Annotated in this window: 14 protein-coding genes; 5 read left to right on the top strand and 9 right to left on the bottom strand. The window is 49.3% G+C overall.

Going from position 1 to position 14554, the window contains the following annotated elements; all coding sequences use genetic code 11:
- Positions 1-4: 4 nt before the first annotated feature.
- From GJJ30_RS19650 to nadC, 6 genes are all read right to left on the bottom strand, one after another.
- Positions 5-760 (bottom strand): HNH endonuclease family protein, encoded by a 756-nt coding sequence (locus GJJ30_RS19650; protein WP_154176878.1) that lies wholly within the window; start codon positions 758-760, stop codon positions 5-7.
- The gene (locus GJJ30_RS19645) at positions 757-2121 is read right to left on the bottom strand and encodes an AAA family ATPase (RefSeq protein ID WP_154176877.1); all 1365 of its coding nucleotides are present in this window, start codon (positions 2119-2121) and stop codon (positions 757-759) included. The genes GJJ30_RS19650 and GJJ30_RS19645 overlap by 4 nt, the downstream gene beginning before the upstream one ends.
- A 65-nt stretch (positions 2122-2186) precedes the next feature.
- Positions 2187-2384 (bottom strand): DUF2281 domain-containing protein, encoded by a 198-nt coding sequence (locus tag GJJ30_RS19640; RefSeq protein WP_154176876.1) that lies wholly within the window; start codon positions 2382-2384, stop codon positions 2187-2189.
- Positions 2385-2425: 41 nt separating this feature from the next.
- Positions 2426-2650, bottom strand: coding sequence for a DUF2281 domain-containing protein (locus tag GJJ30_RS19635; protein WP_154176875.1), 225 nt, complete (start codon positions 2648-2650; stop codon positions 2426-2428).
- Positions 2651-2662: 12 nt separating this feature from the next.
- Entirely contained in the window at positions 2663-3586 is a 924-nt protein-coding gene (gene nadA, locus GJJ30_RS19630) for a quinolinate synthase NadA (RefSeq protein WP_498071983.1), read from the bottom strand.
- A gap of 94 nt (positions 3587-3680) precedes the next feature.
- Positions 3681-4514: a carboxylating nicotinate-nucleotide diphosphorylase gene (nadC, locus tag GJJ30_RS19625; protein WP_154176874.1), complete on the bottom strand. Its 834-nt coding sequence runs from the start codon at positions 4512-4514 to the stop codon at positions 3681-3683.
- Positions 4515-4638: 124 nt separating this feature from the next.
- On the opposite strand from nadC, the gene GJJ30_RS19620 reads away from it, so the two are divergent.
- The 5 genes from GJJ30_RS19620 to GJJ30_RS19600 all read left to right on the top strand — a co-directional run bounded on the left by GJJ30_RS19620 (position 4639) and on the right by GJJ30_RS19600 (position 12230).
- Entirely contained in the window at positions 4639-5013 is a 375-nt protein-coding gene (locus GJJ30_RS19620) for a hypothetical protein (protein ID WP_154176873.1), read from the top strand.
- Between the two features lie 147 nt (positions 5014-5160).
- Complete coding sequence (secDF, locus tag GJJ30_RS19615; protein ID WP_154176872.1) at positions 5161-8157, top strand: protein translocase subunit SecDF; 2997 nt, start codon at positions 5161-5163, stop codon at positions 8155-8157.
- A 278-nt stretch (positions 8158-8435) separates the two neighbouring features.
- Positions 8436-9851 carry an amino acid permease gene (locus GJJ30_RS19610; RefSeq protein ID WP_310588339.1) on the top strand — a complete coding sequence of 472 codons (1416 nt, stop codon included), beginning with the start codon at positions 8436-8438 and terminating at the stop codon, positions 9849-9851.
- A 151-nt stretch (positions 9852-10002) separates the two neighbouring features.
- Positions 10003-10836 (top strand): sulfite exporter TauE/SafE family protein, encoded by an 834-nt coding sequence (locus GJJ30_RS19605; protein ID WP_310588338.1) that lies wholly within the window; start codon positions 10003-10005, stop codon positions 10834-10836.
- Positions 10833-12230, top strand: a complete 1398-nt coding sequence (locus GJJ30_RS19600; RefSeq protein ID WP_154176870.1) for an MBL fold metallo-hydrolase — start codon at positions 10833-10835, stop codon at positions 12228-12230. The genes GJJ30_RS19605 and GJJ30_RS19600 overlap by 4 nt, the downstream gene beginning before the upstream one ends.
- Here GJJ30_RS19600 and nuoK read toward each other — a convergent pair.
- Genes nuoK through GJJ30_RS19585 form a run of 3 tightly spaced genes read right to left on the bottom strand, consistent with a single transcriptional unit; the run spans position 12211 to position 14536 of the window.
- Positions 12211-12519: an NADH-quinone oxidoreductase subunit NuoK gene (gene nuoK / locus GJJ30_RS19595; RefSeq protein WP_154176869.1), complete on the bottom strand. Its 309-nt coding sequence runs from the start codon at positions 12517-12519 to the stop codon at positions 12211-12213. The two genes, GJJ30_RS19600 and nuoK, sit on opposite strands and share 20 nt — an antisense overlap.
- A 4-nt stretch (positions 12520-12523) precedes the next feature.
- A complete protein-coding gene (locus GJJ30_RS19590) occupies positions 12524-13048 on the bottom strand; it encodes an NADH-quinone oxidoreductase subunit J family protein (RefSeq protein WP_310588337.1) in 525 nt (174 codons plus the stop codon).
- A gap of 24 nt (positions 13049-13072) precedes the next feature.
- A complete protein-coding gene (locus GJJ30_RS19585; protein WP_154176868.1) occupies positions 13073-14536 on the bottom strand; it encodes a 4Fe-4S binding protein in 1464 nt (487 codons plus the stop codon).
- Between the last annotated feature and the right edge of the window lie 18 nt (positions 14537-14554).

The following is a 14554-nucleotide window of genomic DNA, read 5'->3' as shown; positions in this document are numbered from 1 at the left end:
AAAACTATTTATTCGTAATATCTAAAGCACACAAAGAAATTTGATCTTCTAGATTCTGAAGTTCATCGCTCCATAAGCCGTTAGCCTCAAAAAGAGACTTGATCTCTTGGTAGCATTCTTCATTCAGTAATACCGTCGCAACTGTTGCACTGTATGCATATTTCTCAGTTCCTTCAATCATTAAACCTCTTAATCTAGATAGTAAGCGGTTTCTGCGTAGAACTGTTTGAGGTCCAATGGAAAAAAAGGTCCGTGTTTGATCCAGAATACTCTCAAGTAGTTCAATAATATGCTTACCAATTTCAAACCTGGGAGTTACCCACATCGTCCAGTCATTTAATCCAACGACATCTATTGTCTTTTTGCCTAATTCGGTTTTGGGATAAAACCGATAACCTTTAAAATAAAGATGTATTTTAGGGTCATCGAAACGAGGATTTATAATTGGTTCAGCCTTAGTGTCGTGGTCACCTTTAGCAATATTGCACGCTTTATTAATTGGTAAAAGGTTGTCCCAACTAACAACTTCATCAGGGTATAAGCTTTTCGGATGAAAATGCTCTACTTCATCATATTTGCCTTCTTCGTTCAACTTACATTCAGAAAAACAACATTTTCCGTGCGTCATTTCAAGAAGTGGGTCGCAGATGAAATCCTTCTGCCAGACGGCTTTTTCAGTAACTTTGTACTCGTCGGTTAAAGTTTTTTTTCGTTCTTCTGTCAATTCCGGCGGAATGGGGACGGAGCGGAGTTTAATCATGCCGGAACTAATGTAGAAAGTTGAATGCTGAGAAGTTTACGCTGGCTGCTGGCCGGGTGCAGAATTTTATCAAGTTCATCATAAGCTATTTTAGCTTTTTCATAACTTCCTTCATCTAAGCCATTTTCAAATACTTTTAATAACTCAAGAAAGCGATCAGAACGGGTTTTATCACCCAAATCCATCAATTCGCGCAAAATCTCCTCAACTGTCCAGCCCTGAAATGAGCCAAACTGTTGACGGATGTTTATACTTCCTGCCACGTCGTCTCTCTCAAGCATTACTAAATTTATATTTTCTGCAGATTGAACGATCAAAGGACTGTGTGCAGTAACTATAAATTGTATATTGGGAAATAAAATACTTAAGTATTTAATAATTTTTCTTTGCCATTCTGGGTGTAAATGTAAATCTATTTCATCAACTAGAACAATTGCCGGGCCATGTAAAGGATTATTTAAATTTGAATGACATTCAAACATTCGTTTGCATAAATCAGTAAGCCAAGCTATTGTAGCTTGGTAACCATAACCTAATTCTTTAATCTTTACCCAAGATCGGCCTGATTTAATTTCAACAAATGATTTTAAATTTTCTGTAGAACTTGCTCTAATGTCTTTTAAATCTGGCAGAATTTTACTTTCAATAATAATTTCTTTTATTTTTTTTAACTGCACTTCTGCCTTTTTCTTAGTTTCCTCACTACCTAATCTTGTAGCGTAATCAGTTTGAAGAAACCATTCCTCGAAATTTAGTAAATCAGTATCTTCAAATAAATTAGACGTAGACGGGGTCAGTTTATCGTCTGATATATTTGTTTCTGATATTTTTCTATGTATACCATAAGCAAATATAATCAAGCTCTCAGAATATTCTTTTAGTAAATTGAAAGTGTACTCAGACTCTATAGTGAAATTTTGCCTATTAAGGCTATCTAAATCTATTATATTATTAGAATTTTTAACTCGCCTTACGAAAAAAGAAAAATCAAAAAAAGGAAAAAATAGATTAGGTCCTATCATTATTTCTTTTTCATCAATGTTTAGCCATTTAAAGACACTTTGAGATTCTATCCTATCCTTTTTCCTTTTATCAGTGTTACTTATTTCATAAAAAGGCATTCTGTACTTTTGTCGATATTTATCTGTGTAACCAGATAAAATATTAGGGTAGGATATGGAGGCTAATAGCTTAAGAATTGTGGTTTTTCCTGTATTATTGTTACCTAGTAAAACAGTCCATTGAACAGGAGATCCAGTTTTACTTCTAAAATAGATTTCAAAATCCCCAATAAATCCTTTGATGTCTTTTATATAAAGACCTCGGAAATATATAGCCGTTTTGTTTCTATTTGAAAACATAATTATTTATAATGCTGGGAAATAATTAAAGAAGTTTTATGCATTAGGAATAAAATGAGCTTACTCTATATAGCCTTAAAATCGTCTAATGGCGCGTCAAAATCATCTGCCATATAGGTAATAAGACCTTTCATGGTACCAAATTTTCGTTTTTTGGCCGGTTCCGTAGCTAATGCGACTTGCAAGGCCTTCTTCTCTTCTGGCGATAGCTTTTTAATGGCTTGAAGCAGTTCCTCAAAGCTAACTTGGACGGTCAATTCCATAATTTTACTGTTTATAAACCCTTAATCACGGCTGGTGTCAATTACCATTCGTTCGGTTTCCAGTTGTCAATTTGAGCTTTAGACTCCAAAATAGGAGCCAGGTCATGATCCGACCAAACCGATACGGATTGTATTTCCTGACGGTATGCCTGTACATCAAACGAATTGGGCTTTTCCTGCTTATTCAGGAGAAAATTAATGAAATCAATCACCTCTTTCTGATGATCGTCACTTAACTGCGTGTATTTCTCCAGTAAGTCTTTCATTAGCAGATTATTTTACAATCCCTTACTCATCTCCAGCATCCGCAAAACCGATGCCTCGGCTTTGACACGAATGTCTTCCGGGACAAAAATCTCCGGTTTTTCGTAATACAACGTATTGTACAGCTTTTCGAGCGTGTTCATTTTCATGTATGGGCATTCCGAACAGGCGCAGGTGTTGTTTTCGCTGGCCGGGGCCGGAATGATTTTCTTGTTCGGAACCGACTGCTTCATCTTGTGCAGAATCCCGGCTTCCGTGCCGACAATAAACACCTCGTCGGGTTGCTCCTTTACGTATTTCAACAGCGCCGTTGTCGAACCCACAAAATCGGCCTGACTCAGAATGTGTTCCTGGCATTCGGGGTGGGCGATGAATTTCGCTTCAGGGTATTTCTGCCGCAAAGCTGCCAGTTTTTCCTGCGAAATATCGATGTGAACGATGCAGGCGCCATCCCACAACACCAGCTCCCGACCGGTTTTCTTGGCCACAAACCGCCCGAGGTTGGCGTCCGGCGCAAAGATAATCTTCTGGTCTTTCGGCAGGCTTTCGACAATCTTCACGGCGTTCGACGACGTGCAGATAATATCCGATAACGCCTTGATTTCGGCCGAACAGTTGATGTAACTGATCACGATGTGATCCGGGTATTTCGCCTTGAATGCCGCAAATTCATCCGCCGGGGCCGAATCCGCCAGTGAGCAACCGGCGTTCATGTCCGGAATAACGACTTTCTTGTCGGGCGACAGAATCTTGGCGGTTTCGCCCATGAAATGCACCCCGCAGAACACAATCATCTCGGCGTCGGTGGCGGCTGCCTGCTGCGACAAACCGAGGCTGTCACCAATGTAATCGGCGAGATCCTGAATGTCACCATCGACGTAATAGTGGGCGAGAATCACGGCGTTTTTCTCCTTTTTCATCCGCCGGATTTCGTCCATCAAAACCTGTTTATCTTTCGGCGTCGAGCGGCTGATGTAGCCGATCTGCCGGATTTCTTCATCTAATGTAAGTGGGATCGTTGCCATAGTGAGGTTAATATGCTTTTAAGCTCATGTCGAGGCTTCTGACCTGGTGGGTCAGGGCGCCGGACGAGATGTAATCGACGCCGGTTTCGGCATAGGCGCGCAGGTTATTTTCGTCAATACCGCCCGAGGCTTCCGTGATGATTCGCCCGTCGATTAGCTCCACCATCTTTTTTAACACCGCCGGTTCAAAATTATCCAGCAACATCCGGCTTACGTGCCCGATGCGCAGCACTTCTTCTACTTCCGACTGGTTCCGGACTTCCACCTCAACCGGCAGCGACCGGCCCGTGGTTTCCAGGTACTGGACGGCTTTGGTGACGGCGGCTGTAATGCCGCCCGCGTAGTCGATGTGGTTATCTTTGATCAGAATCATGTCGTATAAACCGATGCGGTGATTGAAAGCACCGCCAATTTTAACCGCCATTTTTTCACAAATCCGGAAATTCGGCGTTGTCTTCCGCGTATCCAGCAATTTGGTTTTGGTGCCTTCCAGCAGATTCACCATCGTTCGGGTGTGGGTGGCAATCCCGCTCATGCGCTGCATGCAATTCAGAACGAGCCGCTCCGCTTTCAGAATCGACTGCGCCCGGCCGTCAACCGTCAGCACAATATCGCCGTAATGAATGGGCTGGCCATCCTCAATGTTGATATGCACCTGCAAGTCCGGGTCCACTTCGTGAAAAACCGCCTGGGCTACCTCAACACCGGCCAGAATACCATCCTGCTTCACCAGCAGCCGGGCGCGTTTCTGCGCATCGGCCGGAATGGTCGATAAGGAAGTGTGATCGCCGTCGCCAACGTCTTCGGCCAGCGCCAATTGAATAAACTCGTGTAAAGTCATGTTTACCTATTTCGGCGAAAGTTAGTGGACTTCTTTAAAAAATACCCGAAAAAAACCGATTTGCTTTCTTCCCGAACTATCACGAAATTTGTTCCCCGCTTCGGCGAACCGATATAAACCATCTATGAAGCAACAGCGAAACGACTTTATCCGTTTAACGAGCCTCTTTCTGACCGGGCTGCTGTTACTGGTTGCATCGGGCGGGCCTTCGTGGCTGCCTGTTGAACAACTTCCGGTAAAGCAAACTGTTCAAAAGCCGAAAAACGAAAAATCGACCGGCAATGCCCAGGAGGTCATTGTCCAGGCGACGTCGTTTGATGCGGTTGTGACGCCTGCGCTGACGTTTGGGTTTACGCAAACGGTTTATTTGCTGCCTCCGCCCGTTCTGTTTTTTTTCCTGAAACAAACGGTAATTCCCCGGCATTTTGAAATTCCCTACTTTTATTTTTCGTTTTTCTGCTACGTTTTCGGGCATCACATTGCCATTAATGCACCCTGATGTTCTTTTCAGAAGTGAGAGTATAGACAAGAGACAATAGAACTATAGCCGTATAGAATGCGGTTTTTCGGTGTCTGATGATTTTCCAACTCTCCCATTTCTCTTTATTCTTTAATCTCATATCTTATCTCTCTTTCTTAATTTTCAATGCAAAACCGAGTCGGAATACTCATTCTGACGGGTGTAATTGCACTTTTGTGCATTTACTATCTGTCGTTTACGTTCGTGTCGAACAGTATTAAAAATGACGCGACCAACTACGCTACTACGTCCAAGGGTATCGATTTCTCCAAAAAACAGCACTACATCGATTCCCTCTGGAAAGAACCGGTTTACCTGGGTAATACCCTGGAGGAAGTAACCACCCGCGAATTGGGCCTGGGCCTTGACTTACAGGGCGGTATGCATGTGGTTCTGGAAGTATCGCCTTCCGAAATCCTGCGCGGTCTGGCCGGGGGAACCCGCGACCCGAAATTCGAGCAGGCGCTGAAAAAAGCGCTGGAATCGCAGAAAGCGGGCCAGTCGAAATTTGTGGATAATTTCATCAGTGCTTACAAGGAAGTAGCGCCCAACACGAAACTCGCGACGATTTTTGCCAATAGCGCCAACCGCGGAAAAATCAACTTCCAGTCGTCGGATGCCGAAGTTCGGAAACTGATCAACGACGAAGTTGACGGTTCCATCAGCCGGGCGTTCCAGATCATTCAGGCGCGGGTCGATAAATTCGGGGTTGCCAACCCGAACATTCAGCGGTTGCCGGGCTCGGGACGGATTCTGATCGAATTACCGGGCGTCGACAATCCGGAGCGGGTTCGCCGACTGCTGTCGGGGGCGGCTAAACTGGAATTTGCGGAAGTGTATACCCTGAACGATGTGGCCGGAGGTCTCGATCAACTGGGCGCTTACCTTGTGCAGATGGAAGCCGAACGGAAGCAGGCTGCGCTGAAAGGTGCCGGAACAACGGCGACTGCCACGACCGATACCACGAAAAAAGACAACTCGCTGGCGGCTCAGCTGGCCCAGAAAAACCAGGCTGCGAAAGGCGACACCGCCAAGAAAGATACGTCGGCATCAGCGGCCCAAAATGCCGCTCTGACGAGCTTGTTCGTGCCCATTTCGCAGAACCAGCTGGGTGTTTACCTAAAAGATACCGCCCGGGCGAACGATATTTTGAGCCGCGCCAACGTGAAAGCGCTGTTCCCGGTGGATGCCGCTTTGATGTGGGATCGGAAACCGATCGTGACCAACGACAACAAGGAAATCCTGCCGCTGTATTTCATTCGCAAACCGGCGGGTAAAGCTCCTCTGGAAGGTGACGTGATTGTGGACGCGACCAACGACTACGACGACCGGGGCCGTCCGGAAGTAACCATGCGCATGAATGCCGAAGGTGCCCGCAAATGGCGCGCGCTGACGGCGGCCAATATCAACCGGCCGGTTGCCATCATCCTCGATAACCTGGTGTATACGGCGCCAACGGTTCAGAACGAGATCCCGAACGGGAGCTCCAGCATCTCGGGAAACTTCACGGTGGAAGAAACCAAGGATATGGCCAACATCCTGAAAGCCGGGAAGTTACCTGCGCCGACCAACATTGTGGAGGAAGCAGTTGTGGGTGCAACGCTGGGTTCCGAAGCGGTTTCGGCCGGGGTGCTTTCGTCGGTGGTTGGTTTGATCATCGTACTGATTTTCGTGATTGCCTACTACGGCAGCGCCGGTTTTATTGCTGACCTGGCCCTGTTTGTGAACCTTTTCTTCCTGCTGGGCATCATGGCTTCGCTGGGCGCGGTTCTGACCATGCCGGGTATTGCCGGTATCGTATTGACGATTGGTATGGCGGTCGATGCCAACGTACTGATTTTCGAGCGGATCAAGGAAGAAATGGCGCTGGGAAAACCGTTTAAACAAGCCATTGCCGACGGTTTTACGAATGCGTATTCGTCGATCATCGACTCGAACGTAACGACGCTGTTAACCGGGGTGATTCTGTTTATTTTCGGAACCGGTCTGATTCTGGGCTTTGCCACCACGCTCGTAATCGGTATTCTGACGTCGTTGTTTGCCGCTATTTTCATCACCCGGATCATTCTGGAGCAGTACGTAAAAAATGGCAAAACGCTGCCGTTCGGTACGAGCTGGTCGAAAAACCTCTTCAAAGATTCGGCCTTCGATTTCGTTTCACGTCGTAAACTGTACTACACGATTTCCTCAACCATCATCGCATTGGGTATTATTTCGGTGATTATCAAAGGATTTGGGTTGGGCGTCGATTTCAAAGGCGGACGTTCCTACGTGGTTCGTTTCGAGAAAAGCGTGAGCACCGACGACGTTCGGAATGCATTGGAAAACCAGTTGCCGGGTTCACTCGAAGTGAAAACGTACGGTGGTACGGGCGTTGGCGGGGCCAATCAGGTTCGGGTTACGACCAGCTACCTGGCCGATGCAACGACTCCGGAATCGGATAAGGAAACTGAAGCGAAACTGCTGAGCGGTCTGGCTAAAATTCAGGGAAATAAAGGCTCCATCGAAAGTTCGCAGAAAGTAGGTCCGGCCATCGCCAATGACCTGATTTACTCGGCCCTCTGGTCGATCTTGCTGGCCGTGGCGGTGGTGTTCTGTTACATCCTGATCCGGTTTAAGAAACTGGCTTTTGGCTATGGTGCAGTAGTTGCCCTGTTCCACGACGTCCTGATCATTCTGGCCATTTTCTCGATCGGGAACGGCTGGTTGCCCTTCTCGCTCGATGTCGATCAGGCGTTTATCGGGGCCTTGCTGACGATTATGGGTTATTCGATGAACGATACCGTCGTTGTCTTTGACCGCGTTCGCGAATACCTGAACGATACGAAAGGCCGGAAAGAAAGTATTCCGGTTATCATCAACAATGCGTTGAACAGCACGCTGAGCCGGACCGCCGTAACCGGTCTTTCCACCATGCTGGTACTGATCGTGTTGTTCTTCTTCGGTGGTGAAACCATCCGCGGTTTCTCGTTCGCGATGCTGATCGGGGTTATCGTGGGAACGTATTCTTCGCTGTTTGTGGCGACGCCGATTGTGGTCGATGCGCTGAGCCGCGATCAACTCGACACCCCCGCAACGCCGGAATTGCCGGCAACCGGAAAAACCGCCCGCGCCAAAGCGTAAGGTTTCAATTTGGAAAAAGGGATAAAGACCGGCGTTGTCTTTATCCCTTTTTTAATTTTCGGTTTCATTCATTGTCTAAGACGACAAAAGCGTTATTTTGCAAAACATTTAATCCGTAAAATTTTATTCGGTTATTTATGGAGGCTACCAAAACAACAACGCATTCCAAAAGCCAACTTTGGGCCAAGAAATCGATCTCGAAGCTCATCGCAGAGACCTCGGATGAGCCCGGAAGTGGTCAGGAGGGCACGTTGAAGCGAACTTTAAGTTCAACAAATTTGATCGCCTTAGGAATTGGTGCGATCATCGGGGCCGGTTTATTCGTCCGGACTGCAGCCGCAGCGGGCGGCCACGCCGGGCCGGGTGTAACGATTTCATTTGCCATTGCTGCCTTTGCCTGCGCGCTCGCCGGGTTGTGTTACGCCGAATTTGCTTCAATGATCCCGATTGCCGGTAGCGCCTATACCTACAGCTACACCACGATGGGCGAGTTTATTGCCTGGATTATCGGCTGGGATCTGGTGCTGGAATACGCGCTGGGGGCGGCTACGGTTTCGATTGGCTGGTCGCAGTATCTGAATGCCCTTTTCTACGACTTTTTCAAGTTTCATATACCCTATCAATGGTGTCACTCGCCCTTTCAGGTGAGTGATGGCTTGGGGATGTATGCCGGAGAAGCGGGTGTCCACGGAATTATTAACCTGCCTGCGGTTTTTATTCTCCTGATGCTGAGTTTGTTGTTGATTCGTGGCACCCAGGAGTCGGCTACCTTCAATAACGTCATTGTGATCGTCAAAGTAAGTATCGTGTTGCTGATCATCGGCTGCGCCTGGAAATACATCAACCCGGCTAACCACGTTCCCTACCTGATTCCGGCCGATGCCGGAACCGCTACGCTCAGCACCGGGCAGGTACACAACTACGCCGATCCGCTCAACCACGGCTGGCTGGGGGTTCTGCGGGGCGCCGGTATTGTATTTTTTGCTTTTATTGGTTTCGATGCGGTTTCAACGGCCGCGCAGGAAGCCAAGAATCCGCAGAAAGATATGCCCGTTGGTATTCTGGTTTCGCTGGCCATCTGTACGGCGCTCTACATCCTGTTCTCGCACGTACTGACCGGTATTGCTCCCTACAAAGATTTCATCGCTCAGGGGGGAGAAGCGTCGGTGGTGTACGCCATCACGCATTACATGCCGGGTTACGAATGGCTGGCATCGATGGTGACGGTGGCCATTCTGGCCGGTTTTTCGTCCGTGATTCTCGTCATGCTTTTGGGACAAACCCGCGTGTTCTACACCATGAGCAAAGATGGGCTGGTACCGGCGGTTTTCTCCAAACTGCACCCCAAATACAAAACGCCTTACCGTTCACAGTGGGTATTTTTTGTGTTTGTATCCCTGTTTGCGGCTTTCATTCCGGACAGCGTTGTGGGTGACATGACCAGCATCGGAACCCTCTTTGCCTTCGTTCTGGTTTGCATCGGGATTATGATTTTGCGCAAAACCGATCCAAATCTGCCCCGGCCGTTCAAAACACCCCTGTACATGATCGTATGCCCACTGGGAGCTATCGTTTGTCTTTCGATGATTCTGAGCCTGGGTTGGGAAAACTGGACGCGCCTGATCGTCTGGATGGGCATCGGTCTGCTGGTTTACTTCGCCTACGGTCGTTACCATAGCAAGCTGCGTTCCTGATTGCGGTAACCGGTTTTCAGTTTACGGATGACGCGTTCGTTATTCGCCATTAATTGAACGCATTAGTCCTGGCAGAGAATAGCACCGAATACCATATAACTGAAAAACGAAAAACTCCTAATACTCTACCGAGATTAGGAGTTTTTCGTTTATGATCCGTAGTTTTGCAAAAAATCCCAACCGGGACATGAGCATTGCGGAGCTAGCGGGGTATACGGCGGCCATTTTTGCCGGACTGGTGATTGGATTGACAGGAGGTGGAGGCTCGATTTTGACGGTGCCTATTTTTGTTTATCTTTTTCATATTCAGCCAATTATGGCTACTACGTATTCGTTGTTTGTGGTCGGAGCAACCTCGCTGGTGGGTTCGGTGGAGTATGCTTTCAAAAAGAAGATTGACTTTACCGTAACGGCGGCTTTTGCCATACCTTCGTTTCTCTCGGTATTCATCACCCGGCGGTTTTTAGTACCTGCCATGCCCGATCCGCTGTTTCGATATCATTCCTTTTCATTTCCCAAGAACGAATCGATCCTGTTTTTTTTCGTCTTTGTGATGATCATGGCCGCACTGGCCATGCTTCGGCAGCGCAACCGGGAAGAGAACGATGCGGGTTCCCCCCGCCTGGTTTTGCTGGCGCTGGACGGGCTGGGCGTTGGCGTGCTGACGGGAACCATTGGTGCCGGGGGCGGGTTTCTGATTGTGCCGATGCTGGTTTTGCTGGCCGGTTTGCCCATGCAACGGGCCGTTGCCACATCCATATTGATTATTTCCGTCAATTCCATCGTCGGTTTTCTGGGCGATTTGCACCGAAACGACTTGAATTGGCCGCTTTTGCTCAAATTTACGGCTTTCTCAATGGGTGGAATCGTTCTGGGAGTTTACCTCTCCCGGTTCATCCCACCTATTCTCCTAAAGCGAAGTTTTGGCGGTTTGGTGCTGGCAGTGGCGGTTTTTATTCTCGTGAAAGAACTTGGTAACTTATGATTATTGAACAATTGTATACCGGATGTCTGGCGCAGGGAGCGTATTACATTGAAAGTGAGGGCGAAGCGGCCGTGATCGATCCCCTGCGAGAAACCGCTCCCTACCTGAAAAAAGCCGAACGCAACGGAGCTCGCATCAAATACGTTTTTGAAACCCATTTCCACGCCGATTTTGTCTCCGGACACATTGATCTGGCCAAAAAAACCGGTGCCACCATCGTGTATGGCCCGAACGCCCAAACCCGTTTTGAAGCGCATCACGCCCGAAACGGTGAGGTATTTACACTGGGAAAAATAACCATCAAAGCCCTGCATACGCCCGGCCACACGCCGGAATCGACGACGTATCTGCTGATTGACGAAACCGGGAAAAACCACGCCATTTTCACAGGCGATACTTTGTTTATCGGCGACGTGGGCCGTCCGGATCTGGCGATCAAAGGCAACCTGACCGAGCAGGATCTGGCCGGAATGCTATACGATAGCCTGCACACTCAGATTATGCCGCTGGAAGATGACGTGATTGTGTATCCGGCGCACGGGGCCGGGTCGGCCTGCGGGAAAAACATGAGCAAGGAAACCACCGACACGCTCGGGAATCAGAAGCGGTTTAATTACGCACTCCGGGTGCAGTCGAAGGAAGATTTTGTCAAAGCGGTTCTCGACGGACTGACCAAAGCACCGGCTTATTTTGCGGAAAACGCCCGGCTGAACAAGGAGGGCTACGATGCCATCGACGACGTGATGGAACGCGGAGCACATGCGTTGTCGCCGGATGAGTTTGAAGATGCCGTCAACGAAACCGGTGCGCTGGTGCTGGATGTGCGCGACGCGAAGGAGTTTGCGGAAGGTTTCATCCCGAATTCGATCAATATTGGATTGCACGGACAGTTTGCACCCTGGGTTGGCGCGCTGATTTCGGATTTAAAACAACCCATCGCGCTGGTGACACCCGTCGGGCTGGAAGAAGAAACCGTTCTGCGGCTGGCCCGCGTGGGCTATGATCACAGCATCGGTTACCTGAAAGGCGGTTTTGCCTCGTGGACGAGAGTGGGAAAAGAAGTGGATACCATTGCGTCAGTTTCGGCGGAAGAGTTCGCCGACCAGTACACGCAGGGTACAGTTGTGGATGTGCGCAGATCCGACGAGTTTGCCGTCGAGCACGTTGAAGGTGCGAATAATGTGCCTTTGGACTCGTTGAATGACCACATGGCGGCCATCGACAAAAACCGCCCGGTTTTTATTCATTGCGCAGGCGGATACCGCTCGATGGTGGCGGCTTCGATTCTGAAAGCCAGAGGGTTTGATAACCTGATCAACGTGGAAGGCGGCATGGGAGCGATTAAAAATACGCCTGCTCACCGGTCCGTCGGTGCTATTTCTTCAGCTCATTGAGATCATCCAGCTGAACGGTTTTGAAATGGCGGTAAACCTGCAGAATAATCGCCAGGGCAATGGCGGCTTCGGCGGCTGCTACAATCATAACAAACAGGCTGAATAACTGCCCCTGCAGCCGAACGGGGTCATTTTGGCTGAACGTAATCAGGTTCAGATTGACCGCGTTCAGCATCAGTTCGATGCCCATCAATACCATGATGGCGTGCCGTTTCAGGATCACAATGGCCAGCCCGATGCTGAACAACGCGGCTCCGACGAGCAGAAATAAACCGGAATTGATTTCCATAGCATTAGTTGGTTCGTGACGAAGCCGCGATAGTTGTTGCGCCAATGAGTGCGACCAGCAGTAACACCCCGGCGATTTCAAACGGGATTAAATACTCCGTCATGAGCAGCCGTCCAATTGTATCGACCGTTGAGCGATAGGAGACTTCCCGCTGGCCCAGCAGCACAAAATTCCCCCGCACCAGGGCCGTATACAAGACGCTGAAAATGCCGCCCGCGATCACCAGCGCCCACAGCCAGCTGCGGTGTTTGATCAGGATGGTGTTGGGCTGCGTATAATCGGTTTGGGGCGCATCGGCTTTGTGCGTCAACATCACCCCGAAAATAACCAGCACCAGCACCCCGCCCATGTAAATCATAATCTGCGAAACCGCCAGAAAATCAGCTCCCGCCAGCACAAACAAACCTGCAACCCCCAGTAGCGTCAGCAGCAGGAAAAAAGCCGCATACAGCACATTTTTGGTCAGCAAAACCGCCAGCGCTGAGCCGAGGGTAAACAGAATGAATAAATAAAAAACGATCTGGACCACTGATTTAACTGATTTTCTTGATGATTATGATTCGTCTTTTGGGGGGAGGTTCGGTTTCATCGTGGGCCGGAAAGGCGGTCGCGGTTTAGCGGATTCCGCCGGTTTTGGCTCGTCCACCGATGGTTCGGATGGTTCCGGAATAGTGGGAACTTCGCCAATGGGTTCCAGCGGTTTGGGTTCTTCAGCGGCCGGAATTGGAGCGTTTTTGGGCCGCATGGTGGGCCGGAAAGCCGGTTTTGCCGCAACGGGTTTTACTTCTTCTGCCGGTTTTTCCTCCGCGACTTCCGCCGGTTTTGCATTTTCAACTGGCGGAGCGGTTTTGGGTTTTAAGGTTGGTCGGAAAACGGGTTTTGCCGCTACCGGTTTTTGTTCCTTCTGCTCTGTTTCTGATGCAGCGGGTTTTTCTGCTTCCGCTTCCGGAGCGGTTTTGGGCTTTAAGGTCGGGCGGAAAACCGGTTTGGGCCTTTCAGCCGCAGTTTCCTCCGCTTTCGGTTCTTCCGCTGGCGGAGCGGTTTTTGGTTTTAAGGTCGGGCGGAAAGCGGGGCGGGGCGCGGGCGTCGGAGTAGCCGGTTTTTCCAACCCTTCCATCGCAATGCGTTCTGCTTCGTCGGGCGTCACGTCCGTGAGCGGATGTTCGGCCGCTGATCCTGCTGAATTCTGTTCGGTCAGCGGTTTTTGCTCTTCGCTGGGCGGCTGACTGGCGGGTGTTTTCAGCGTCGGTCGGAAAACCGGGCGTGGTTTGGGTGCCGGAACTTCTGCAGCCGGAGCGGTTTCAACCGGTTCGGACGCGGGTTGTGGTGCCCCTGACGTAGCCTCCGATTCCGCCGGTTTGGGTATCGGTTTTAAACCGGGTCGGAAGACTGGTTTTTTCGGAGCTTCCGGCGTTGGTGCAACCGTTGGAGCGGTTTTCGCTGCGGCTTGCCGGGCCTTGGCTTCTTCTTTTTCCCGGACAAACTGTTCATACAAACTACGCTTTTCGTCGGCCTGTTCGGGCGTCAGATTGGCGTAATGATACGTCATATTGCCTAATTCAAACTCGCTGAAGTCGTAGGTTTTCGTCATCGTCAGGCATTCCGTCGGGCAAACCGTGGTGCAAAGGCCACAATAACAGCACTTTGCCATGTCGATGTCGAATTTGCCGGCATACAACCGAATGGGCGAACCATCCGAGGCCTTGCCGACTTCTTCCGTTGCTTTGATGGCGTCGATGGTGATGCAGTCGACCGGACAAACTTTAACGCATTTATCACAGACGATGCAATCGTCCATTTCATTGTGCAGCCGGTAGCGCCCATTGTCCGGCACCGGAATCGTTTCGAACGGGTATTGAAGAGTCACGATTCCGCCCTCCTGCCCGAAATAATCCGGCTGCTGAACATTGATCGGTTTCCGGCTTTGGCGGGCTGCCAGCAAGTGCCTGAACGTCAGCTTTAAACCCGTCAGCGTCGTCTGGATGCCTTCCTGTATATCTTTAAAGTACTGACTCATTTTGGTGCAGATTAGAGA

The organism is Larkinella terrae (assembly GCF_009668025.1).
Taxonomy (GTDB): domain Bacteria; phylum Bacteroidota; class Bacteroidia; order Cytophagales; family Spirosomataceae; genus Larkinella; species Larkinella terrae.
The sequence above is the reverse complement of the archived record's forward strand: the minus strand, read 5'-3'. Positions and strand labels throughout refer to the sequence as shown.